We start from the raw sequence: 22,935 nt of genomic DNA, 5'->3' as shown, positions 1-22,935 counted from the left end.
CGGTCAGGACTTGGCCGAAGATGGTCGGCCAGCGGGGCCCTGTCGGTTGTAGTCGGCGACGAACGCGTCCCGCTCCGCGTCGGTCATCTGGTTCAGCAGGACGTTGGGGCTCTGCAGCGGCGGGCAGCGGCGCAGGTGGTCCAGCGTCCACATCTTCTTCGGGTCGAGGTCGAGGTGCGGCTGCGCGACCAGCGTCTTGCCGTCGTCACGCACGAACCCCATGTCCGAGACCACGTCCGCCCAGTTCCAGCCGTGGTAGAGCGTCTCCCACTCACGCGAACCGATGAGCTGGCCCATGTTCGGCGTCTGCCGGCCCTGGTACATCGGCCGGAACGCCTCTGCGTCGGTCCACCGGCAGGCCTCGTGGCAGTAGGTACGCCACTGCCCCTGGACCTTGTCGACGACCATGTCCTCCCGCACCAGGCACGGCACCATGCAGGTCCAGCACCTGTGTGGGTAGACGTAGTCGACGTCCTCGAGCGCGATCGGGTTGTGCCCGTTCGGATAGGACAGGCGGTTGTAGTTCTCCCACCACTTGCCGTACTTGTCGTACCAGCCCGGATACTTCTCCTCGAACCACTCGAAGTCCTTGTCCGTCATCGGGTCGATGCGCCAGTAGTTGGCGAGCCACCCGGTGGCGAAGAACTGCGCGACCTCGTGCACGTAGCCCTTGTTCCAGATCTGGTTCCACGACTCCTCGATGAGGTCGTGCGGGATGGTGAGACCGTACTTCTCCAGGGGGACGAGATAGCTGCGGTAGTAGTCGTCGTAGATCCACCGTCGCCACATCTCGGCGTAGCTCTCCCGGTCCTTGCGGCGGTCCTTCGTGCCGTACTCGATGAAGGTGCCGATCGCCGCGTCGACGACCCGGTGGTTGTTCCACCACGCGTAGCGCAGGTCCCGCTCGAGCAGCTGGTGGTTGCCCTCGTCGGACAACGCCATCAGGAGGGTGGCGTAGCCGTTGCTGATGTGCCGGGACTCGTCGGACTGCACGGAGTGGAATACCGTGGGCAGCAGGTAGTCGCCGTTGGCCGCGGCCTCGGCCGGCATGGCGACGAACAGCGTGTTGGTGAACGCGGTCTCCGCGACGATCGTCAGGTAGATGCTCGCGGCAGTGATCGCGTCACCGGTGATGAAGCCCTCCGCGAACTGGCGCCCGATGGTGCCGCAGTAGTCGTTCTGGAAGTTGCGGAGACTGCTGTTGAACCCCGCGGGGTCGATGTAGTTGTTCATGTACAGACGCTTCAGGTTCTGCTGAATCGTCGAGTGTCGGACCTCGTCGATCATCTGGATCGCTTGTCCGTTGTGCAGCTCTGGGTTCGGCACCGTACGGAACAGCAGTGGCATCGCACGTGCCGCCGAGATCTCCGGCAGCGGGATGATGCTCAGGAACAGCTTCTGCCACTCCAGCCATCGCTCCTGGACCTGCCGGAACATGTTGCCGCGGATCGCGCCGTCCTCGGCGCCGTACACCCGGTGGTCCTTCTCCTCCTGCATAGGGAAGTACGACCGCAGGACCTGCTTGAGTGGGTCCTTCTTGCTGGCCTTCTGGAACGTGTAGTCGGTCCCGTAGTGCGACACCGGCTCGTGGTACGCCGGCTCCCAGGACAGTTCTTGAATCTTCTGATGCGCTCTCGCCACGCTTTGGCGGCTCATGATGACTCCTTACCGGCCGGTTCCGGCGACCCGTACCGGTGATTACAACCCGGAACCGACCGTGCATCGGTCTCAATATGAGACAGGTTCGGATGCGCTCACGGCTCGTCGAACATGCTTGCGCGCAGGTCAGCGAGCTAGCGGTCGCGTCTGGCACGCGCGGCCTGCGCGCCGGCCTCGACGGTCGGCTGGACCCCCAGTGCGCGCAGCAGGGCCGCGGCGGGTTCGCCGGGATCGCCCGGGTCGCCGAGGGTCGGATGGCGCCCGTGCGCCACCAGGTGGTGGAACACGAGGTTGACGATGGTCCACGGGTTGTACGTCTCCGCTGACGGTTCCTCGGTCACCATCGGAGCTCCTCACGGCTCGAGGTGTTACTAACCATCAGACGGCCGTCACGGTCCGCCGGGTGTCTCAATCTGAGACACCCGGCTGCCGTCACCGCTATAGGCTGGTGTCGAGGACGACCGGTGTCCGCAGGCCGAGCTGTCCTCCGTCGGGGGTGGGAGGCCCTATGAACGACGCTTCGTTGGTCCGCGGTGACGACCCTGACCTCGCTCGGAACCGCATCCGGTTCCTCACCTCGGAACGCGTCGAGCAGGGCACGGTGCGTGACACGATCGTCGCCTCCTGGCAGCGGTCACGCGAGTTCCAGGTGCCGGCCGACCGGATCGAGCTGCCGTACGTACCCGACCAGGACCTGGAGACTCCCCTGGTTCGCGCCGCCGGCCCGGTGCTGACGAGGCTCGGCGACACGCTGGGCGGTCAGTCGATCAGCCTGATCCTCACCGACCAGACGGGGCTGGTGCTGAGCCGGCAGAGCGGCGACCCAGACCTCAACCGACATCTCGAGAGCGTCGAGCTGGCACCCGGCTTCAGCTACGGCGAACGATTCGTCGGCACCAACGGCATCGGCACCGCACTCGAGGAGGGGCGGCCGACCCACGTGTTCGGCCACGAGCACTACGCGGAGAACCTGGAGAACCTCGCCTGCGCGGGTGCGCCCATTCGGCATCCGATCACCGGCAAGACGCTCGGCGCGGTCGACTTCACCTGCTGGCGGAAGGACGCCGGGGAGCTGCTCGTGGTGCTGGCGAGGACGGCGGCCGAACAGATCCGGCAGGGCCTGTTGGCCCACACCCACGACCACGAGCTCGCCCTGTTCGAGGGGTACCTGCGGGCATGCCAGCGCAGCACCGGAGCCGTGATCGCGTTCAGCGACGACCTCGTGATGATGAACGACCGGGCACGAAAGCTGCTCGACGCCGCCGACCAGGCCGTCGTGCTCTCCCACGCGGAGCAGGCGTTGACCACGGGTGACAGTACGACGACCCGCGTCTCGCTGCCCACCGGCGGCAAGGCCCGGCTGCACTGTCGCCAGCTGCACAGCGACCGATCCGACCGGCTGCACGGTGGCGTCTTGCACGTCGACCTGATCGACGCGGACGACGTGCCTTCGGGCGCCGTGGTCGGCGGCTCGCCACCGATGTTCCTCCCCGGCGTGGTCGGGTCGACGCCGCTGTGGCTGCGGTGCTGCCGTGACGTCGACGCTGCGTACGCCCGGGGCGAATGGGTGATCCTGGCCGGCGAGCACGGCACCGGCCGCTACACGTTGGCCCGTTGCGCGCAGCAGCGACACCAGCCGACAGGGCGGCTACGGGCCGTGGACGCCGACGAGGGCGACGGCGACTGGGCGTTGCGGCTGCAGCAGGAGCTGGTCGATGACCCGGTGGACGCCTTCGTCATCAGGAACGCGGACCGGCTGTCGGGCGACCGGCTCGACGCCGTCACCACGGTCCTCGAACAGATGGTCAACGGGCACGGCGAGCACGCACCCTGGGTGGCCCTGACGCTCTCCAAGGAGGCCACGACGGACACCCGGCTGGCCGGCCTCCTCGCGCTCTTCCCCTGGACCGTCCACGTCCCGCCGCTGCGCCAGCGCTCCGAGGATCTCCGCGAGCTCGTACCGCTGCTGCTCAGCAAGCTCGGCTACGGCGGCCGGTTGACGTACTCCCCGGCCGCCATGCACCTGCTGATGCGCGCGAGCTGGCCGGGGAACGTCGCGCAGCTCTACGACCTGCTCAAGGACGTCGCGCGACGCCGGCGTGCCGGCACCATCCGCCCGACCGACCTCCCGGCCGAGTACCGAGTGTTGAACAAACGTCCACTCAACCGGCTGGAGTCCGCAGAACGCGACGCGATCGTCCAGAGCCTCGACGACGCCGAAGGCAACAAGCTCCGCGCCGCCACGCTGCTCGGCATATCCAGGGCCACCCTGTACCGCAAGATCCACGAGTACGACATCGTCCTCCCAAGTCGCTGACACCACCGCGCGCCCTCGGCACCTCGGTGGTGCTTGCGCCGACGAAGCTCCGTACCCCGGTAACGAGGACGTTGGCAGGTTGTCAGCGTGAGCAGCACGCCGACGACGAGGACCGCGCACTGGGTTCAACGGCACCCGGTGGTCAGCTTCGTCGTCCTCGCCTACGGCATCTCGTGGACCCTCTGGACGGTCGCGGCAGTGGGCGGAGGCGACGTCCCCTTCCTCTTCGGCGCGCTTGGGCCGGCGGTTGCCGCCGGCGTCGTGACCCGCCTGCGGGGAGATCGGCTGGTCGACTGGCTGCGTCCGACGTGGCGCCCTGCGAGTGGCACCAGGCTGGTGGCTCTACGCCCTGGGCCCGCCGGGGTGCTCCAGGTGCTCGGCGAGCCGGTCGACTGGAATCTCGCCGTCGAGCGCCTGCCGCGGTACGCCGGCACATCCTCTTCGTGCTCGTGCTCGGCGGGGCGCTGGAGGACCCGGGCTGGCGAGGCTTCGGGCTGCCGATGCTGCAACAGCGGTACTCACCGGTCGTCGCGACCCTCATCATCGGCCTTGCCTGGGGAGTCTGGCACGTGCCGATCTACGGCCCGGCCGGCTTCGTCGTCCCGATGGTCCTGGCCTTCCCCTACACCCTGCTGTGGAACCGGACCAGGAGCGTCGGTCTGTGCATCCTCATGCACGCAAGCTTCACACCGGCGCAGGATTACCTGATCCTCCTTGCCAGAGAGCGGGCGTACACCACGGCCTTGGACACGCCGGACTGGGCCATCCTCGGCGTCTACCTGGTGACTGCCCTGGCCCTCGTCGTGGGCACGAAAGGCCGGTTGGGACACCCGTGACCGGCACGATACGCGGCGACCGGTGGCTGGATGGTGCATTGATCGCGCTGGGTGCGGTCATCGCAGCAAGCTCGGTGCTCGGCCCGCTGGTCACCGGCGTGATCCGGTACCACACCTCGGCGACCGAGGCTGAATCAGCTCGTCGGAGGTGACGCAGCCGCGGTCGCGGTCGGGGCGCACGCTCGACGTCGACGGTTTGGCGCCCGCCTCCAGGCTGGTCGACAGGCTCGCTGCCGGGACGCTGCTCGCGGTGGCAGCGTTCCTCGTCGTCGGCCTGCACCTCGGCTCGTACCTGGACGCGCTGCGGAGCGAACCCACGCGGGTCGAATACGTATCCAGCCCCAGCGCGTTCTGGATCGTCAAGCACCGGCCAGGTCCTCGGTGAGCCCAGTCACAGACGGGGCGACAGCCGCGGGAGACGCTCGTAGTCGTGACAGTGCAGTGATGTGCCATGGCTACCCACGTAGGCCCGGCCGTCGACCTCCCGGTACCGGAGCGTACGGCAGCTCGACGGTGGTGGGAGGCGCTGCGATATGCAGCGCATGGCTGGCGAGCCAGGTGCGCAGCCCGGCCCCGGTACGCCGGTTGGCGGAGCTCGCGCCGGGTGAGCGGGTGCTGACCTACGCCTGCGATGTCGACGAGGCGTCCGTCGTCGCCACCGACGCTGCGCTGCATCGCCTCACCGGCCCGGACGGCGCCGCGGGCTGGTCGCGCTGGGGTTGGGAGCAGGTCGCCCGGGTCGACTGGGACGACCGCCACGGTGCACTCACCGTTGTCGGGCTGCTGCCGTGGCTGCCCCGCCGTACTGTGCTGCGTTTCACCGACCGGGTACCGCTGGTCGACCTGGCGGTCGAGCGGGTGGCCTGGACCCGGCAGCTGGCTACCCGGCTGATACTCACCGACGGTGTCGTCGACGTCGTGGTACGCCGGCAGCCGGGCTCCGACCGGCTCTACTGGATCGTGCAGCCGGACGGGACCGTCGACACCGACGACCCGAAGGTACGGGCGGAGCTGCACGACGAGCTGACCCGGCTGCGCCTCGACGCCGGCCTTTGACGCAGGGATGTGTGCTCGATCACTGACGGGTGCTCCGGGCGGTCCTAGGCTTGGCACCCAGGTGCGTCGATTGGGGCAGCCATGGACTTCGAGGACTTCCGCACGTCGTTCTACTACGGTGAGCACGCCGACATGCAGTTCAAGTTCCTCAAGTCGATGTCGGACGAGCTGGCGGCGGATGCTATCGCGGAGATCCTGCAGCGACTCGGGGAAGCCTTCGACACCGGTGACTACGCGCCCGTCAGGGAAGCCGTCTACGCCGCGCAGGTCGCCGCGTACGAGAAGGACGACGGGCCGACGGTGGAGGACGCGCCCTTCACCGTCGTGGACGGCGATCTTGCCGACCTGCGGCTCGCGTTGATCACCGCCGGCGGTGTCTTCCGGGTCGGCGACGACCCGATGGGTCCTGATGGTCCGACCCAGGCGGAGTCGCTGGCCCTCATCAAGCAGTTCCTGCGCGGATCGCCGACATTGTCGGAGATCCCCCGCGACACGCCGGACGCCCAGCTGACCGCGCGGCATCCCGGCTACGACGCCCTGACCGCGCAGCGCGACCCCGGCACCGTCTTTCCGCTGGCCGTCCTGCGCGACCTCGAGGCCGAGGGTCGGGTGCAGCTCGCGGACACCCACTTCGCGTTCACCGGTGCCACCTCGCAGGTCCGGCTGCGGGAGCAGACGGCCCCCGCCTGGGCGGAGCGGCTCGTCGCCGACGAGGTCGACGTGTGCCTGCTCGTCGGCACGTGACCGGTCTGTCACGAGTCGGTCGGGCTCGTCGCGAGGGCACTCGAGGCCGCAGGTATCGCCACCGTGTCGGTGTACGTACGCGCGTTCCGGCACACCGCAGGACGCCTGCGGGTTCCCCGCGTGCTCGTCACCCCGCACCTGATGGGCCGCACGATCGGTCCGGTCGGGGACACGAAGCGGCATCGGCAGGTCGTGGAGACCGCTCTGCAGCTGCTGCGCTCCGCGGAGGCGCCGGAAACCCGCTGGGACCTGTAATGCCGCGTTAGGTTGGACGACCGAGTGTTGTCAGAGGCGACGGGCACCATGAGCTCATGGCCCGCCAACGGTTGAGGTGGTCCGCATGACGACCGCCGAGCTGCTGCACACCTACGCCGACGTGCACGGCTACGTGAAGCGCATCTGCTTCAAGACCGGTCCCCCGACGTACGTCGGCGCCGAGTTGGAATGGCTCGTCGCCGATCTGGCGCAACCGCACCGACCGGTTCCGCTCGACCAGCTCAGGACACTCCTCGCAGATCACGCACCGCCACCGGCGGGCAGCACAATCACCTTCGAACCCGGCGGGCAGCTGGAGCTCAGTTCGCCGCCCACGGTAGGCCTCACCGCCTGTTGGCAGGCTCTCGCCGCCGACGTCTCGCACATCGCCGGACAGCTCCGGCCACTCGGCCTCACCCTCCTCCCCACCGCGATAGACCCGCACCGCACGCCGCGGCGGCAGCTGCGTGCGCCCCGCTACGACGCCATGGAGGCGTACTACGACCGGCTGGGCAGCACCGGCCGGCTGATGATGTGCAGCACTGCGGCGGTGCAGGTCAACCTGGACGCCGGAAGCGACGCTGCCGACGTGCGACGGCGGTGGCGGCTGCTGAACGCCGTCGGCCCGGTCTTCGTCGCGGCGTTCGCCAACTCACCGGTACATGCGGGCCGGCACACCGGGTGGAAGTCCGCCAGGCAGGCGGTCTGGCAGCGGCTCGACCCGCCGCGGACCTCCGCGCCCGTGCCGGGCGCCGACCCCGTCGTGGGCTGGGCGGAGTACGCGCTCGACGCGCCGGTGATGGTGCGCAGGCGGCCTGGCGCCTGGCGCTGCGAGCCTGAGCTCACCTTCAGGCAGTGGCTCGACAGCCGCGCACCGCCGACCACGGACGACCTGGCGTACCACCTGACCACCCTGTTCCCGCCGGTACGGCCACGAGGTTGGTTCGAGGTGCGCTACGTGGACGCACAGTCGCAGACCTGGTGGCCGGTACCGATCGCCGTGCTCACCGCCCTCGTCGACGACCCGAGGGCCGGCGACCTGGCCATGGCCGCGGCGGAGCCGGTGGCGGGCGCCTGGCAGGTCGCCGCACGCCGCGGGCTAGCCGACCCCCGACTCGCGCGCGCCGCCGCCGACTGCTTCGACGCCGCACTTGGCGCACTGTCCGCTGGGCGCGTGCATCCGCAGCTGCTCACCCTCGTCGACCGCTACCTGCACACCTACGTACGCCACGGGCGCTGCCCGGCCGACGACGTGACCACACGGGCCCAACCACTCGAGGAGGCACGGTGACAGAAGAACACGCACTCAAGACGATGGTCGCGGACGAGCTGGAACGGGTGCGGCAGCGCAGTCTCGGCCTCACCACGGAGGTGCTTGACGACGGTGAGCTGGTGGCACAGCACTCCCGGCTGATGTCGCCGCTGGTGTGGGATCTCGCGCACGTCGGCAACTACGAGGAGCTGTGGTTGCTCCGCGCCGCCGCGGGGATCGAACCCATGCGCCCTGAGATCGACGACATCTACGACGCGTTCGAGCATCCCCGCACCGAACGCCCCACGCTGCCGCTGCTCTCGCCGCGGGAGGCCGGTGACTACATCGGCCTGGTACGCCGCAAGGTGCTCGACTCGCTCGACACCGTACGGCTCACCCAGGAGAGCTCGCTGCTCGACGGCGGCTTCGTCTACCGGATGGTGGTGCAGCACGAGCACCAGCACGACGAGACGATGCTCGCCACCCACCAGCTGCGGCGCGGTCAGCCGGCGCTGCCGAGCACCGACGACCTGCCGGCGCCGCGCACGGCCCAACCCGCAGCGGAGGTGCTGGTCGAGGGTGGGCCGTTCACCATGGGCACCTCGACCGACGCGTGGGCGTACGACAACGAGCGCCCCGCACACACCGTCGACCTACCCGCGTTCTGGCTCGACACCACTCCGGTGAGCAACGAGGCGTACCGGCACTTCGTCGAGGACGGCGGTTACGACGATCGCCGCTGGTGGACCGAGCTGGGCTGGGACTGGCGCTGCCGTTCCGGCAAGCGGACACCGGCGTTCTGGGTGCACGAGGGTGGGCAGCTGCTGCGCCGCAGGTTCGGCCGCCCCGAGCCGCTGCCGATGGACGAACCGGTACAGCACGTCTGCTGGTACGAGGCGGACGCCTACGCGCGATGGGCCGGCAAGCGGCTGCCCACGGAGACGGAATGGGAGAAGGCCGCGTCGTGGGACCAGCACACCGGCACCAAGCGCAGGTTCCCGTGGGGCGACCAGCCCGGCACCGACGACACGGTCAACCTCGGCCAGCGCCGCTACCGGCCGACGCCGGCGGGTTCCTTCCCGCTCGGCGCCTCGCCCTACGGTGCACACCAGATGCTCGGCGACGTGTGGGAGTGGACGTCCACCGAGTTCACCGGCCACCCCGGCTTCTGCGTGTTCCCCTACCAGGAGTACTCGGAGGTCTTCTTCGACGGCGGTTACAAGGTGCTGCGCGGCGGTTCCTGGGCGACCGACCCGACCGCGTGCCGCGCGACCTTCCGCAACTGGGACCTGCCGATCCGGCGGCAGATCTTCGCCGGCTTCCGCTGCGCACGAGACGCTTGATCGGAGCTCACGCATGTGCCGCCATTTCGCCTACCTGGGCCCACGAGCGCCGCTGCAACAACTGGTGTTCGACGCACCGCACTCGCTCGCGATGCAGTCGTACGCGCCGCGCCGGCAAGGACACGGCACCGTCAACGTGGACGGCTTCGGCGCCGGCTGGTACGTCGACGGACACCGCCGACCGGTCAGATACCGGCGCGCACAACCGATCTGGAGCGACCAGTCGTTCGCGAGCCTCGCCCCGACCGTCGAGTCCGGCTGTGTGCTCGCGGCCGTGCGATCGGCCACGCCCGGCTACCCGGCCGACGAGTCGTGCGCGGCACCGTTCACGCACGAGGGTTGGCTGTTCAGCCACAACGGCTGTGTCTTCGACTCGCAGGCGTTGCGCAAGACGCTCCAGGACCGGGTGAGCTGGGTGCCCGACGCGCTGGCCGCAGTCGACTCCGCGTTCATGTTCGGCCTCGCCGTCACGCACTGGTCCGGCGGGGCGTCGCTCGGCGCGGGGCTGGCAAGCACCGTCACCGACGTCGCTGCCGCAGCCGACGGGCGGCTCACCACGCTGGCCACCGACGGCTCCCTGCTCGCCGGCACCACCTGGGGCGAGCCGCTCTACGTACGGCGGACGACCGACGCGGTCGTGCTCGCCGCCGAGCCCGACGACGACGGAGCCGACTGGGAGGAGGTGCCCGACCGCACACTCGTCGAAGCCGACCGCACCGGCGTGCACCTGACGTCCTTGTAGAAGGGATCCCATGAACGACTCCACGGCGACCGTGACCGTAAGCCGCTACCTCACCGACGAGCACAGCACGGCGGCACTCGCCGACGACGTCAGGTCGGGACTCACCGGCCGGCCGAAAGTGCTGCCGCCGAAACACTTCTACGACGCGCGCGGCAGCGAGCTCTTCGAATACATCACCCGACTCCCCGAGTACTACCCGACCCGCGCGGAGCGCACCATCCTCGAGGAGCACGCGGTGGAGATCGCGCGGCTGTCCGCGGCCGACACGGTCGTCGAGCTGGGCTCCGGGTCGTCGGCGAAGACCCGGCTGCTGCTCGACGGCCTGCGATCGGCGGACGGCCTGCGCCGCTACATCCCTGTGGACGTCAGCGAGAGTGCTCTCGTCGACGCGGTCCGCGCACTGCACGGCGAGTACCCGGAGCTCACCATGCACGGGGTGGTCGCGGACTTCGCGCAACAGCTGCACCTGCTGCCGCGCGAGGGTAATCGGCTGCTGGCGTTCCTCGGCGGCACGATCGGCAACCTCACCCCGGCCGAACGTGCGGACTTCCTCCGCCAGACCCGCGCACACCTGGCACCGGGCGAGACCCTGCTACTCGGCACCGACCTGGTGAAGGACACGACGCGGTTGCTCGCGGCGTACGACGACGCTGCCGGGGTCACCGCGCAGTTCAACAAGAACGTGCTGCACGTGATCAACCGCGAGCTGGACGGCCACTTCGACCCCGAGACGTTCACCCACGTCGCCGCCTGGGACGAGGAGCTCGAGCAGGTCGAGATGCGGCTGCGGTCCACCACCGACCAGACCGTGCCGATCGACGATCTCGACCTCGTTGTGCCGTTCGCCGCCGGCGAGGAGATGCGCACGGAGATCTCCGCCAAGTTCCGCAAGGAACGCGTCGCCGCCGAGTTGCGGTCCGCCGGCATGACCCTCGCACAGTGGTGGACCGACCCCGCAGGCGACTTCGCCGTGTCGCTGTCGGTCGCCACCTAGCCGAAGAGCGTCTGGCCCCAGTACTCCCCGTCGCGCCTGACACCGGGTGGGCAGGCGAAGATGCCGCTGCTCGTGTGGCGGATGTACTCGTTCAGCAGGTCGACGGACAGGCTGCGCTGTACGGGGATGAACCCGTCGGCAGGGTCGCGCTGGTAGGCGATGAAGAACAGTCCCGCGTCGAGGCGGCCGAGCTGATCCGAGCCGTCGATGAAGTTGTAGCCGCGGCGCAGGATGCGCGCACCGCCGTTGCGGGGCGAGCCCACCATCCCGGACGTGCGCCACGTCCGGGATGGTGGGCTCGCCGTCGCCGTTCTTCGCGTCGAAGTCCAGTGCGTCGAACTCGGTGTCGCCGGTCAGTGGTGCGCCCGTGCCCTTGGCCCGGCCGATGATCGTCTCCTGCTCGTCGAGCGGCGCGCGGTCCCAGGTCTCGATCATCATCCGGATCCTGCGGGTCACCAGGTAGCTGCCGCCGGCGAGCCACTCCTGGTCGTCGCCCGGCCGGACCCACAGGTGCTCGCGCAGTAGGTCGGCGTCCTCGAGCTTGAGGTTGTTCGTGCCGTCCTTGAAGCCGATCAGGTTACGTAGCGTCTGCTGCTCGCGGCTGGTCGACGAGGTCCGCCCGAAGCCCAGCTGTGACCACCGTACGGCGACCGCGCCGAACCCGATGCGCGCGAGGTTGCGGATCGCGTGCACGGCGACCTGCGGGTCGTTGGCACAGGCCTGGATCGCGATGTCGCCGCCGCAGATCGCCGGGTCGATCTCGTCGCCGACGAACCGCGGCAGGTCCTGCAGGGCGCTCGGCCTGCGGTCCGCGATGCCGAACCGGTCCCCGTCCTCCGGGTCGCGGAACAGCGTGGGGCCGAACCCGATGGTGACGGTCAGCTGGCTGGGTGGCAGGCCGAGTGCCTCGCCGGTGTCGTCGGGCGGGGCCTGCGGGAGTCCACCCACCGCCCCGCGCGGCCCGGCAGGCCGGCCCCCGGTCATCCGCTCCGCCGCCCTGGTCCACTCCTTCAGCAGCTCGACCAGCTCGTCGCGGCTGTCGGTGAGCACGTCGAACGCGACGAAGTGCAGCCGGTCCTGGGCAGGCGTGGTGATCCCCGCCTGGTGGCGACCCCGGAACGGTACGGCCCGGTCCAACCGGTCGCTCGCCGCGGTGTGCTCGGCTTCCGCGAGGTCGTGGGCCACCGCGCCGACGGCGGCCGCCCCCACGACCCCCGTGCCGGCGAACCCGAGCAGTCGGCGGCGCGACACCCGGCCGCGCTTCGTATCGGCCGAGCGCTCGCCGTCGGCCGGCTGCCCACTCATGGTCGCCCCGCTTACTTCGCGATCGCTACCGCGACCTGGCTCACCGACTCGCTCAGCGCGTTGATCGCGTTCGACATCTCCTTCAGCTCGGCGCGAGTGAGCTCGGTGTGCAGCTCGTACCCGTCGCCGGCACGGTGCTCGGCGAGGGTCTTCTCGACCTTGGCGAACTGCCTGTCGAGCTTGGTGAGCAGTTCCGGGTCACGTTCCTTCAGCGCCGGGCGCAGCGCGTCGATGGCCGCCTCCGAGCCCTCTACGTTCGCGGCGAAGTCCCACAGGTCCGTGTGTGAGTAACGGTCCTCCTCGCCGGTGATCTTCGTGGTGGCCACCTCGTCGAGCAGCGCCTTCGACCCGTTCGCGAGCTGGAGCGGCTGCAGCTCCTCGTTCTTCGCGCGCTTCACGATCGTGCGTACGTCCGCGAGCAGCTGGTCGACGACGGGACCGGACGAGGAGATGTCCTTCGTCTTCCAGAGATCCTTCTCCAGCTTGTGGAAGCCGGTGAACTTCGTACCGGGCTCGACGTCGTTCGCGCGCGCGTCGATCTTCGGGTCGAGGTCACCGAAGATCTCGGCCACCGGCTCGATCCGCTCCCAGTGCGTACGGGCCCTCGGGTACAGCCGCTTCGCCTGCTCGGCCTTCCCTGCCTTGACCAACCGGACGAACTTCTCCGTCGCGCCGACCAGCTCGTCCGCCTCCGTCGCGATGTACTTCTCGTACTCGGTAGTCGCCTCGACGAGCTTCGGGTCGGTCTTCGCCTTCGCCTTGCCCGTCACCTTTATGTCACTGCGAATGCCGTACCCCTTCATGCCTGGCTTGCACGCGCCCTCGTAGTCACCGCTGGTGAGCTCGACGGTGAGGTCGCGCGTGGTGCCGGGCGCGATGTTCTCCACCTCGCTGACCACCTTGTTGCCCGAGTAGACGTAGAACTCGGTGACCTCCTCGCCGTCGTTCGTCACGGCGAACGTGTGCGTGCCCGCCTTCAGGTCGGTGTCGGCGATGTCGCACGAGTCGTCGGTCGCGGAGACCGCGATCTTCCTGTCGTCCCCGTTGCCGTCGGACGACGAGCAGCTGGCGAGGGCGAGCAGCCCCACGGCGACGGCTGCGATCAGGCGGTGCGAGCGCATGGGTCTCCCGTTCGCTGGTGGTAGTTGGTCTAGGACTGGGCCGGCGTCTCGACCTGGCCGCCGTCGGTGCGTGCGGGGCTGCCGGCGGCCCGGCGGGGCCAGAGGAACAGCAGCAGCACCGGGACCAGGTACGCCAGGTACCCGATCACCTCCAGCCACGACGGCGCCGCGACGAAGTTGAACATCCCGGTGATCAACGAGCCGTACCAGGACTGCTCGTCGTAGTACGCGGAGACGTCGAACGCGACGGCGTTCATGCCGCCGAGCACCCCGGCTTCCTGGAAGTCGTGAATGCCGTACCGCAGGATCCCTGCGGCGACGAAGATCAGCAGCACGCCGGTCCAGGTGAAGAAGTGCCCGAGGTTGACCCGCAGTGCGCCCAGGTAGAGCAGGACCCCGAGGCCGATCGCGGTCGCCACGCCAAGCGCCAGCCCGGCAAGCGGAGCGGGCGAGTTGCCGGCTCCCTGGGCCGCGCCGAGGAACAGCACCGCCGTCTCCAGGCCCTCGCGTGCGACGGCAACGAAGCCGACCACCGCCACCGCGACCGGGCCGATCGCGACGGCCTCGTCGAGCTTGGCCTGCAGCTCGTTCTTTATGGTGCGGGCCGCCCGGCGCATCCAGAAGATCATCCACGTCACGAACGCCACCGCGACCAGCGAGATGATCGCCTCGAACAGCTCCTGCTGTCGGAACGTGTCGAGGTTGGCCCAGACGTACGTGAGCCCGGCCGCCACCAGCAAGCTGGCCAGGACCGCCACTGCCACGCCGACCCAGACCAGGCGCAACAGGTGCCGGCGGCCCGACTTCACGAGGAAGGCCACGAGGATGGTCACCACGAGCGTCGCTTCCAGGCCCTCGCGTAGACCGATGAGATAGCTGGCGAACACGGTGAACTCCCGGCGTGGGCGGCGAGATTGCTCGAGCGAGGTGTTTAGGTTAGGCAAACCTTAGCCACGACACAAGAGGGTTGCGCCGCCCGATGCGGACCGCGCCGGCCGAGCCGGCGACACAGTGCGTGCAGCCGTCTACCGTCCGCGCAAATGCCCGGAATGTACCTGTCTACGGCAGTGCCTCGACCTAGGCTCGAGACCGGGAGGCACAGTCGTGGCGGTCACCGGTGAACCTGGGCTCGTAGTGGATCGCCGCTACCTGCTCCGCGAGCAGCTAGCCCGTGAGGGGCCGGCCACCCGTTGGCGCGCCACCGACACGATCCTCGCCCACGAGGTCACCCTGTGGCTGCTGCCGGCCACCTCGGCCGAGGCACCTGCCGTGCTCGCCGCCGCGCGCCGCGCCGCCAGGGTCCAGGACGGCCGGCTGCCACAGGTCCTCGACATGGCAACGGCGGGCGACCTGACGTTCGTGGTCACCGAGTGGGTGGACGGCCCGACGCTCTCGGAGCTGGTGACGCAGGCGGGCCCACTGCGCCCGAGGCAGGCCGCCAGCCTGGTCAGGGAGGCGGCCGAGGCACTGACCGCCGCGCACCGCCAGGCCGTCTGGCACCTGCGTCTGGAGCCCGAGCACGTGGTCTCGACTCCCGATGGCGTGAAGGTGCTCGGGGTGGGCCTGGACGCAGCGCTCGCGGGTGCGCACAGCGACGACCCGACACGCACCGACGCCGAGGGACTCGGCTGGCTGTTGCAGGTGGCACTCACCGGTGCGAGCCAACGGTCCGGCATGCCCGCGGAGCTCGACGAGATCACCGTGCGCGCACTCGAGCAGCGGACCCAAGGCGGCCGGCCCGCGCTGGCGACGCCCGCGGCGGTGGCGGAAGCGCTGGCCAGGTACGGGCGCCGGCGGCCGGCGCCCGTCGCGGGGATCGCCGGCGCGCCACCGCGCCACGGCACGCGGCGGACGACGCGGCGGCGCGCGGCCGTCGCCCTGACCACCGCGGTCGTCGCGGTCGCGGCCGGCGTGGTCGGGTTGTGGGCCGGGTTGCCGACCTCGGAACAGGGGGCGTCGGCGACGCTCTCCCCCACACCGCCCCGGTCACCGTCCACGCCGTCGTCGGCATCGTCGACGGTGACGCCGTCGTCGCGGTCCACACCGGCCACGTCGAGCAGCTCGGCCACCCCGGTGGCGAAGCGGCAGGTCCCCGTCGTCGCGGCGCGCGCGTTCGACCCGGGCGGTGACGGCCACGAGCACGACGCGGAGGTGTCCAAGGCCATCGACGGCATCGCCCGTACGGCGTGGCGCAGCGACGGGTACACCACGGCGAAGCTCGGCAACCTCAAGCCCGGCGTCGGCGTCGTCCTCGACCTCGGCAAGAGCACGCAGGTCGAGAGCGTCGAGCTGCGGCTGCCCACCGGCGGCGCGGACCTGGAACTGCGGGCGGCCACCCTCCGACCCGAGGCACTGGACGACACGAAGAAGGTCGCCACCATGTCCGACGCCGGCCGCAAGGTCGAGCTCCGCCCGGACGGCGAACACGCCGCGCGCTACTGGGTCGTCTGGTTCACCTACCTCCCCCGCAACGGCGACGGCCACCGGGCCGGCCTCGCCGACGTCGCCTTCCGCCCAGCGTCCTGACGGCAGATCACCGCGCGTCGGTGCGGGTGCAGGGATGCTGGCAGGCCTGGTTGACCGCGGGCAGGGTGTGCGTAGCCACCGGTGTGACCTTCTCGACGGTGACCGCGGCGGTCCGGCCACCGACGCCGCACAGCGCGGCCGAGATGAACATGGCAGTGGCGAACCCGTCGCCGAGCGGACCGCCGCTTGTGGTGTCGAGCCCGGCGACCAGCGGCAGCACGGCGACGGAGAGCAGGCCGGCGAGCCGCGAGATCGCGTTGTTCACCCCTGAGGCCGCGCCCACGTGCCGCTCGTCGACCGCGGCGAGGACCGCGGAGGTCAGCGGTGCCACGGTGATCGCGAGCCCGAGCCCGAAGACCGTCACCCCGGGGAACACGCCGCCGAGGTACGTGGCGCCCGGCCTGGCCAGGGCCAGCAGAGCCAGCCCGGCGCCGGCCACGAGCGGCCCGACGGTCATCGGCAACCGCGGCCCGGTGCGTTGGGCGAGGCCGCCGATCCGGCCGGAGAGCAGCAGCATGATGACCGTGGTCGGTAGCGTGGCCAGCCCGGCCGCGACGGGCGAGTAGCCCATGGACAGCTGGAGCTGCAGCGCCAGCAGGAACAGCGCGCCACCGAGCGCCGCGTAGACCGTCAGCGTGGTGACGTTCGCGCCCGTGAACTGGACCGAGCGGAACAATGCGAGCGGCAGCAGCGGCGCCCGCTGCCGCAGTTCCAGCCACGGGAACGCCACCAGCGCGACCGCACCGACGACCGCCGCAGTGACGGGCAGCGCCGTCCAGCCGTGTGCCGGACCCTGGATGAGCGCGAACACGACGCCGGCGAGGCCGACGGTGATGGTCACCGCACCCGCGATGTCCGGCCGGCCGGTCGTCGTGGTGTCGCGGCTCTCCGGCACGTACCGCAGCGTCGCCGCGACCGCCACGACGGCGATCGGCACGTTGATGAAGAACACCAGCCGCCACGACACCGCGTCCACGAGCCAGCCGCCGAGGAACGGCCCGATGGCCGAGGCGACGCCGGTCAGCCCTGCCCAGGTGCCGATCGCGCGGCCACGGTCGTCCGCACGGATGGTGGCGTCGATCATCGCCAGGCTGCCAGGCACCAGCAGTGCGCCACCGACGCCCTGGGCGAGACGGGCCAGGATCAGCCCGAACGCGCTCGGTGCCAGCCCGCAGGCCAGCGACGCGACTGTGAACACCACCAGGCCGATGAGGAAGACGCGGCGCCTCCCGTACCGGTCGCCGAGCGCACCGCCGAGCAGCAGCAGCGCGCTCAGCGTGAGCAGGTAACCGTCGAGCACCCACTGCAGCACGGCGAAACCGCCGCCGACGTCGCGGCCGATGGTGGGCAGCGCGACGTTCACCACCGACCCGTCGAGGAACGCGACACCGGACCCGAGGATCGCCGCGGCGATCAGACCCCGCCCCGGCGGCGAGGCGAACGCGACCGCGGTACCGAAGGGACTGCCGGCTGGTTCGGTCACCGCATCCTCACCCGCCGCACGCGCAGGGTCACCGTAGACGGCACACGATACGCACCAGGCGCCGACGACCTAGCTGCGCCGGTACAGCGAGGCGAGGGCACTGAGGTCGGCGTCGCCCATGCCGGCGTCGAGCGCCGCCTGCACAGCCGCGCGGTTCGTCGCGAGCTGGGGCATGCGTGCCCCCACCCGCTCGGCGAGCGCGGACGCCAGGTCGAGGTCCTTCGCGACCAGGTCGAGGGCGAAGGCCACCTCGGTGTCGTCCGGGTGCTCGAAGGCCTGGCGTTTGTAGTGCACGTAGGGCGCGGCCACGGCGCTCGCTGCGATCACCTCGTACGCGGCGGCGCGGTCGACACCGGCCTTCTCGGCGAGGACGAGCGCCTCGCTCAACGCGGCGTTCAGCGCGTGCACGATGCTGTTCGCGACGAGCTTCATGGTGGCGCCGGCCCCAAGCGGTCCCAACGGGATCACCCGCGCACCGAACGCGTCGAGCGCCGGGCGCGCACGCGCCAACGCCGACTCCTCTCCCCCGGCCAGCACGAGCAGCTGACCGGACTCCACACTCGCGACGCTGCCCGACACGGGCGCGTCGACCAGCGTTGCGCCCGTGCGCGCCACTTCCGCCCCGAGCTCGCGGACGGTGGCCGGGTCGACGGTGCTGGTGTCGGTGACGACCACCCCGGGCCGGAGGCCGGCGACCAACCCGTCGCCGCCGAGGTACACCGCCCGCACGGCCGCGTCGTCGGCCAGCGAGACGAGCACCACGTCGGCCGCTGCCGCCTCCCGCGGCGTACCCGCGACGCCGAGCCCGTACCGCTTCGCCACCGCCGCTGCGCGCGACCGGGTGCGGTTGTAGACGACCACGTCATGCCCGGCGTCGACCAGCCGGCCCACCATCGCCGACCCCATCCGTCCGGCGCCCACGACGGCCACCGAGAACACCGCGCTCATGTCAGCAGCCAGCCGCCGTCCACGTACAGCTGCATCGCGTTGACCGACCGGTTGCGGAGCAGGAAGTCCACCGCGTCCACGATGTCGGCCATACTGGCCAGCCGCCCGGTGGGAGTGCGGGTGCGGTACCCCTCGAGCACCTCCGCGGGCTTGCCGGCCCAGAACGGGCTGTCGCCCACGATCCCGGGGTGGATCGCGTTCACGCGGATCGGCGCGAGCTCGTGCGCCAGCGTGTTCACCATGCCGATCACCCCGCCGTTGACGGTCGACACGGTCGTCGACCCCGGGTACGGCCGGTCCTTGGCCCGCCCGCCGAACAGCACGACGGCCGAGTCGTCGTGCATGGCCGGCAGCAGGGCGTGGACCACCTCCGTGTAGCCCACCAGCTTGACGGTCGCCAGCTCGACGGCCCGGTCCACGTCGTACGCGCGGGCGCTGTTGGTGTCGCGGTCGATCGCCGCGACCACGAGCTGGTCGACCCGCTCGATGCCGGCGAGCGCGCCCGCGATCCCGTGCGGGTCGCTCAGGTCGAGCCCGACGCCGCGCGCCTGGCCACCGAGCGACGCGGCCACCTCGGCGGCGCGGGCCCTGTCGCGCCCGGTGAGCACGACCTCGTCGCCGTGCTTGCTGCAGTTCCTCGCGATCTCGAGCCCGAGCCCGCGCGTGCCGCCGACGATCGCGCTGATCATGTGGCGCTCCCTGCGTCCAGTCGCGCGCGCAGGTAGTCCCAGTCGCGCGCGCGAAACGGTACGAGTGCGGGCCGGGTGGCTGCGGCGCCTGCGTCTCCAGCCACCGCACCGAGCCGCCACCGGCGGCGCGGAACGAGTGCACGCTGCCGGCACCGGCCCACGCGACGTCACCCGGGCCGAGTACGTACGAGGTGCCGTCGAAGGTCGCCTCCACCGAGCCGTCGAGGATGAGGTAGGTCTCCTCGAACGGGTGGTCGTGCGCGCCCGCCATGCCGCCCGGCTCGTACTGCACCATGAACATCGTGGACAGCACCGACCCCAGGTCGGAGTCGACCATCATCTTCACCGTGATGCCGCTGTACACGAGCAGCGCTGTGCGCATGCTCGCCGACACCGCGAGCAGGTCCTGCGTCTGAAGTGCAGGGTCCATGTTCGCCGGGTCGATGTGCCCGTACCGCCGGGTGCGCGGGTCCCGCGCGTCCACGCGCACCGGGTCGGTCTCGACCAGCTCGGGCACGACGTACGTGTCAAGGTCGTGCTCGGGCCGCGGCGTGGGCGCGGACATCCGCGCCCAGCGGACCTCGCCGGTGCCCGCGTTGCGCAGTGCGTGCGGCACACCGACCGGGATCCAGCCGTAGTCACCGGCGCCGAGCAGCGCCGCACCGTCGGGTGTCTGCACGACCACCTCGCCGTCGAGGACGTAGAGGCTCTCCTCGTACGAGTGGACGTGTGCCGGCAACCGGCCTCCGGGGTCGAGTGCCACCACGCCGAACCCGGTGTGCACGGCGGCGCTCGTCGCGTCCACCACCGACCAGCCCCGGTAACCCGTCGCCGCAGAAAGCGGTCCGGCCGCGGGCGCCCAGACGGCGTCGGTCTCTCGGCGGACGAGATGGTGCGTGCTCATCCGGCGGCGGCCTTCGCCTTCGCCACCGACTCGACGAGGTGGTCGCGTGCGTTCTCGACCAGGGTGCGGGCGCGCCCGACGTCGGCGAGCAGCCTGCCGTCGCGCTTGCGGAACACGCCGTCGACGAGCACGTGCTCGACGTTCGAAACGTCCGCCGAGAGCGTCACCGCGGCAGCCGGGTCGTGCACGGGAGCGACGTTGAGCGCCGTGGCGTCGATGACCACGACGTCCGCCTGCTTCCCCGGGGTGAGTGACCCGGTGCGGTCCTCGAGCCCGGCGACGTGGGCGCCGTTGCTGGTCGCCATGCTCAGCATCCGCCGCGCGGTCAGCATCGTGTCGGGGACGGTGACGTCCTGCTGCCAGCACGTCGCGTTCACCTGTGCCCGCTCGGCTGCGAACGCCGCGCGGATCTGGGTGAACATGTCGCCCGGCACGGTGGTGACGACGTCGATGGACAGGCTGGGACGCAGGCCGAACTGGTAGCTCTTGTTCACCGGCGGCCAGCCGTGACCCATCTGCAGTTCGACCTGTGCGGCGATGGAGACCGTGCCACCCGTGTCGGCCACCCGCTTCCACTCGTGGTCGCTGAAGTAGCAGCAGTGGACGTACGTGGTGTCCGGGCCGAGGAGCCCGAGCCGGTCCAGCTGCTCGACCATCGCGTACCTGCCGGCGAGCCTGCCCATCCCGACGTGGACGGTGATAGGGATGCCGAGCTCGCGTGCCAGCCCCCACTCGCTCTGCACCACCTGGTCCTGGCAGAAGCCGGGGCCGCGGGTGGCCAGCGCCATGGTGAGCAGCCCGTCCCCGGACGAGAAGTACTTGTCACGCACTCGGCGCACGTCGTCGCCGGGCACCGCCTCCGCGCTGAAGAACCAGTACTTCTCCAGCGACGTGTTGGCGCTGCCGTAGGCGTACTGCGCCCTGATCCCGGTCTCCTGCAACGCCTGGATCGCCGCGTCCGGGTGGTCGGGTGTGTTGTTGATGTGCGACCAGTCGACGAGCGTGGTGATGCCGGCGTCGAGGCACTCCAGCGAGCCGGCGAGGTTGCTGGCGTAGACGTCCTCGGCCCGGTACACGGGCGCGAACGTGTCGAGCACCTCGACGAAGTAGTCGTCGAGCGTGGCGTCGGGCGCGCAGTTGCGGAGGGCGGCTTCCCAGGTGTGCCTGTGCGTGTCGACGAAGCCGGGGATGACGATCTTCCCGGTGCAGTCCACGACCTCCGCGTCCGCTTCGATGCTGGGTTCGACGGCGACGATGTGGTCGTCCTCGATCAGCACGTCGCCCGGCGCGAGGTCGCCGACGCGTTCGTCCACCCTGATGACGGTGCCGCCCTTGAGGAGGAGCTTGCCCATGAGTGTGGTCCCTTCCGGTGTGGCTGAGGAGCCGCCTAGGCGGCGAGTTGGGGTGCCGCGCCGGCGCTCACGGCGCACCGCGTCCGAGGTCGGTGTTGAGGTGCGACTGCGACTCGCGGACCGTCGGCAGCGCGCCGCCGACCGACCAGTACCGCTGTCCCGCCACGAGCAGGTCCTCGGCGGGGAACTTCGTGATCACCTCGCACCCGTCGGCGGTGACCACGACCTCTTCCTCGATCCGCGCCGCAGACCAGCCGTCCGCCGCCGGCCAGTACGTCTCCAGCGCGAAGACCATGCCCTCCTCGAGGGTCTCCGGGTGGTCGAGCGACACCAGCCGGCTGAAGATCGGCTTCTCCCAGATCGCCAGCCCGACGCCGTGGCCGTACTGCAGCGCGAACGCCGCCTCCTCGTCCGGGAAGCCGAACTCCTCGGCGCGTGGCCACAGCGAGACGACGTCGGCCGTCGTGGCGCCCGGCCGCACCACCGCGATCGCGGCGTCCATGTACTCGCGGCAACGCACGTACGCGTCGCGCATCGCCGGCGACGCACTGCCGACCGCGAAGCACCGGTAGTAGCAGGTGCGGTAGCCGAGGTGGCTGTGCAGGATGTCGAAGAACGCCGGGTCGCCGGGCCGCACCACGCGGTCGCTGTAGACGTGCGGGTGCGGGGCGCAACGCTCCCCCGAGATCGCGTTCACACCCTCGACGTACTCGCTGCCGAGGTCGTAGAGCGCCTTGCTCACCAGGCCGACGCACTCGTTCTCGCGTACGCCGGGACGCAGGAACGTGAAGAGCTCCTCGTACGCGGCGTCCACCATCGAGCAGGCCTGGGTGAGCAGCGCGATCTCGTCGGATGTCTTGATCCGCCTGGCTTCGAGGAACACCTGCTGTCCGTCGACGACGTCGAGCCCCTCCGTCCGCAGCGCCGCGAGGATCGGCATCTCGGCCAGGTCGACGCCGAGCGGCTCGTTCGCCAGGTCGTGCTCGCGGAGCACGGCGGCCACCTTCCTGGCCACCTCCTCGGCGATGCCCGCGTCCGGGTGGAACGCACCGCGAAGCGTGGAGATGCCGGCGCGGGCGCGCTTGTCGCCGTCGAGCCAGGGGTTGAACAGCTGGTGGTGACGCGCCGCGGAGCCGAAGTCCCAGAGCACCGGGTCGCCGCCGCGCGGCAACACCGCGAACCGGATCAACTTGTCCATCGCCCACGTGCCGATGTGGGTCGCGGTGAGGTAGCGGATGTTGGAGAAGTCGAAGGCGAGCACCGCGCCGAGCGAGGACGACTCGAGTGTGGCCCGCAACCTGGCCAGCCGATCCTGGCGCAGCCGGTCGAGGTCGATCCGCTGTTCCCAGTCCACCGCATTCGGCCCGTACGTACGAATCGCCATACGCCACCGTCCTTGGTCACGCAGC

General features: G+C 70.5%; 19 protein-coding genes and 3 pseudogenes. 11 read left to right on the top strand and 11 right to left on the bottom strand.

Annotated features, from left to right (window positions below):
* Nucleotides 1–3: 3 nt before the first annotated feature.
* Both GEV07_11805 and GEV07_11800 read right to left on the bottom strand, forming a co-directional pair.
* Nucleotides 4–1,656 carry a methane monooxygenase gene (locus tag GEV07_11805; protein ID MQA03368.1) on the bottom strand — a complete coding sequence of 551 codons (1,653 nt, stop codon included), beginning with the start codon at nt 1,654–1,656 and terminating at the stop codon, nt 4–6.
* 137 nt (nt 1,657–1,793) lie between these two features.
* On the bottom strand, nt 1,794–2,003 hold the full coding sequence (locus tag GEV07_11800; GenBank protein ID MQA03367.1) for a hypothetical protein: 210 nt from the start codon (nt 2,001–2,003) through the stop codon (nt 1,794–1,796).
* A gap of 164 nt (nt 2,004–2,167) precedes the next feature.
* Between GEV07_11800 and GEV07_11795 the strand changes: the two genes are divergently transcribed.
* The 10 genes and pseudogenes from GEV07_11795 (at nt 2,168) to egtD (ending at nt 11,198) form a co-directional block, all read left to right on the top strand.
* Nucleotides 2,168–3,976, top strand: a complete 1,809-nt coding sequence (locus GEV07_11795; protein ID MQA03366.1) for a GAF domain-containing protein — start codon at nt 2,168–2,170, stop codon at nt 3,974–3,976.
* Nucleotides 3,977–4,063: 87 nt separating this feature from the next.
* Nucleotides 4,064–4,812 (top strand): annotated as a pseudogene (locus GEV07_11790) (CPBP family intramembrane metalloprotease).
* A gap of 148 nt (nt 4,813–4,960) precedes the next feature.
* The gene (locus GEV07_11785; protein ID MQA03365.1) at nt 4,961–5,197 is read left to right on the top strand and encodes a hypothetical protein; all 237 of its coding nucleotides are present in this window, start codon (nt 4,961–4,963) and stop codon (nt 5,195–5,197) included.
* Nucleotides 5,198–5,370: 173 nt separating this feature from the next.
* The gene (locus tag GEV07_11780; GenBank protein MQA03364.1) at nt 5,371–5,868 is read left to right on the top strand and encodes a hypothetical protein; all 498 of its coding nucleotides are present in this window, start codon (nt 5,371–5,373) and stop codon (nt 5,866–5,868) included.
* A gap of 81 nt (nt 5,869–5,949) precedes the next feature.
* Nucleotides 5,950–6,612, top strand: a complete 663-nt coding sequence (locus GEV07_11775; GenBank protein ID MQA03363.1) for a hypothetical protein — start codon at nt 5,950–5,952, stop codon at nt 6,610–6,612.
* 63 nt (nt 6,613–6,675) lie between these two features.
* Entirely contained in the window at nt 6,676–6,867 is a 192-nt protein-coding gene (locus tag GEV07_11770; protein ID MQA03362.1) for a hypothetical protein, read from the top strand.
* 85 nt (nt 6,868–6,952) lie between these two features.
* Nucleotides 6,953–8,158, top strand: coding sequence for an ergothioneine biosynthesis glutamate--cysteine ligase EgtA (gene egtA, locus GEV07_11765; GenBank protein MQA03361.1), 1,206 nt, complete (start codon nt 6,953–6,955; stop codon nt 8,156–8,158).
* A 23-nt stretch (nt 8,159–8,181) separates the two neighbouring features.
* Nucleotides 8,182–9,462, top strand: coding sequence for an ergothioneine biosynthesis protein EgtB (gene egtB / locus GEV07_11760; protein MQA03360.1), 1,281 nt, complete (start codon nt 8,182–8,184; stop codon nt 9,460–9,462).
* A gap of 13 nt (nt 9,463–9,475) precedes the next feature.
* Complete coding sequence (egtC, locus tag GEV07_11755) at nt 9,476–10,204, top strand: ergothioneine biosynthesis protein EgtC (protein ID MQA03359.1); 729 nt, start codon at nt 9,476–9,478, stop codon at nt 10,202–10,204.
* Between the two features lie 10 nt (nt 10,205–10,214).
* Nucleotides 10,215–11,198: an L-histidine N(alpha)-methyltransferase gene (gene egtD, locus GEV07_11750; protein MQA03358.1), complete on the top strand. Its 984-nt coding sequence runs from the start codon at nt 10,215–10,217 to the stop codon at nt 11,196–11,198.
* On the opposite strand, the pseudogene efeB reads toward egtD, so the two are convergent.
* The 3 genes and pseudogenes from efeB to GEV07_11735 form a co-directional block, all read right to left on the bottom strand.
* Nucleotides 11,195–12,503: pseudogene (efeB, locus tag GEV07_11745) on the bottom strand (deferrochelatase/peroxidase EfeB). The gene egtD and the pseudogene efeB overlap by 4 nt on opposite strands.
* An 11-nt stretch (nt 12,504–12,514) precedes the next feature.
* Nucleotides 12,515–13,624, bottom strand: a complete 1,110-nt coding sequence (efeO, locus tag GEV07_11740) for an iron uptake system protein EfeO (GenBank protein ID MQA03357.1) — start codon at nt 13,622–13,624, stop codon at nt 12,515–12,517.
* A 29-nt stretch (nt 13,625–13,653) separates the two neighbouring features.
* Complete coding sequence (locus tag GEV07_11735) at nt 13,654–14,511, bottom strand: iron transporter (GenBank protein ID MQA03356.1); 858 nt, start codon at nt 14,509–14,511, stop codon at nt 13,654–13,656.
* Between the two features lie 217 nt (nt 14,512–14,728).
* On the opposite strand from GEV07_11735, the gene GEV07_11730 reads away from it, so the two are divergent.
* A complete protein-coding gene (locus GEV07_11730) occupies nt 14,729–16,150 on the top strand; it encodes a hypothetical protein (GenBank protein MQA03355.1) in 1,422 nt (473 codons plus the stop codon).
* 7 nt (nt 16,151–16,157) lie between these two features.
* Here the strand turns inward: GEV07_11730 and GEV07_11725 are convergent, their stop codons facing one another.
* From GEV07_11725 to GEV07_11700, 6 genes and pseudogenes are all read right to left on the bottom strand, one after another.
* Nucleotides 16,158–17,633: a DHA2 family efflux MFS transporter permease subunit gene (locus GEV07_11725; protein MQA03354.1), complete on the bottom strand. Its 1,476-nt coding sequence runs from the start codon at nt 17,631–17,633 to the stop codon at nt 16,158–16,160.
* Nucleotides 17,634–17,702: 69 nt separating this feature from the next.
* Nucleotides 17,703–18,581, bottom strand: a complete 879-nt coding sequence (locus GEV07_11720) for an NAD-binding protein (protein ID MQA03353.1) — start codon at nt 18,579–18,581, stop codon at nt 17,703–17,705.
* Nucleotides 18,578–19,270: an SDR family oxidoreductase gene (locus GEV07_11715; GenBank protein MQA03352.1), complete on the bottom strand. Its 693-nt coding sequence runs from the start codon at nt 19,268–19,270 to the stop codon at nt 18,578–18,580. The genes GEV07_11720 and GEV07_11715 overlap by 4 nt, the downstream gene beginning before the upstream one ends.
* A pseudogene (locus tag GEV07_11710) lies at nt 19,267–20,174 on the bottom strand (cupin domain-containing protein). The gene GEV07_11715 and the pseudogene GEV07_11710 overlap by 4 nt, the downstream one beginning before the upstream one ends.
* Nucleotides 20,171–21,526 (bottom strand): amidohydrolase family protein, encoded by a 1,356-nt coding sequence (locus GEV07_11705; GenBank protein MQA03351.1) that lies wholly within the window; start codon nt 21,524–21,526, stop codon nt 20,171–20,173. The pseudogene GEV07_11710 and the gene GEV07_11705 overlap by 4 nt, the downstream one beginning before the upstream one ends.
* 67 nt (nt 21,527–21,593) lie before the next feature.
* Nucleotides 21,594–22,910 carry a M24 family metallopeptidase gene (locus GEV07_11700; protein ID MQA03350.1) on the bottom strand — a complete coding sequence of 439 codons (1,317 nt, stop codon included), beginning with the start codon at nt 22,908–22,910 and terminating at the stop codon, nt 21,594–21,596.
* Between the last annotated feature and the right edge of the window lie 25 nt (nt 22,911–22,935).

Source organism: Streptosporangiales bacterium (assembly GCA_009379825.1).
Lineage (GTDB): Bacteria > Actinomycetota > Actinomycetes > Streptosporangiales > WHST01 > WHST01.
The sequence above is the reverse complement of the archived record's forward strand: the minus strand, read 5'-3'. Positions and strand labels throughout refer to the sequence as shown.

Bases quoted from the DNA above. Each gene is read 5' to 3' on its own strand.
- GEV07_11805 (MQA03368.1), bottom strand. From the start codon at position 1,656: ATGAGCCGCCAAAGCGTGGCGAGAGCGCATCAGAAGATTCAAGAACTG.
- GEV07_11800 (MQA03367.1), bottom strand. From the start codon at position 2,003: ATGGTGACCGAGGAACCGTCAGCGGAGACGTACAACCCGTGGACCATC.
- GEV07_11795 (MQA03366.1), top strand. From the start codon at position 2,168: ATGAACGACGCTTCGTTGGTCCGCGGTGACGACCCTGACCTCGCTCGG.
- GEV07_11775 (MQA03363.1), top strand. From the start codon at position 5,950: ATGGACTTCGAGGACTTCCGCACGTCGTTCTACTACGGTGAGCACGCC.
- egtA (MQA03361.1), top strand. From the start codon at position 6,953: ATGACGACCGCCGAGCTGCTGCACACCTACGCCGACGTGCACGGCTAC.
- egtB (MQA03360.1), top strand. From the start codon at position 8,182: ATGGTCGCGGACGAGCTGGAACGGGTGCGGCAGCGCAGTCTCGGCCTC.
- egtC (MQA03359.1), top strand. From the start codon at position 9,476: ATGTGCCGCCATTTCGCCTACCTGGGCCCACGAGCGCCGCTGCAACAA.
- egtD (MQA03358.1), top strand. From the start codon at position 10,215: ATGAACGACTCCACGGCGACCGTGACCGTAAGCCGCTACCTCACCGAC.
- efeO (MQA03357.1), bottom strand. From the start codon at position 13,624: ATGCGCTCGCACCGCCTGATCGCAGCCGTCGCCGTGGGGCTGCTCGCC.
- GEV07_11720 (MQA03353.1), bottom strand. From the start codon at position 18,581: ATGAGCGCGGTGTTCTCGGTGGCCGTCGTGGGCGCCGGACGGATGGGG.
- GEV07_11715 (MQA03352.1), bottom strand. From the start codon at position 19,270: ATGATCAGCGCGATCGTCGGCGGCACGCGCGGGCTCGGGCTCGAGATC.
- GEV07_11705 (MQA03351.1), bottom strand. From the start codon at position 21,526: ATGGGCAAGCTCCTCCTCAAGGGCGGCACCGTCATCAGGGTGGACGAA.
- GEV07_11700 (MQA03350.1), bottom strand. From the start codon at position 22,910: ATGGCGATTCGTACGTACGGGCCGAATGCGGTGGACTGGGAACAGCGG.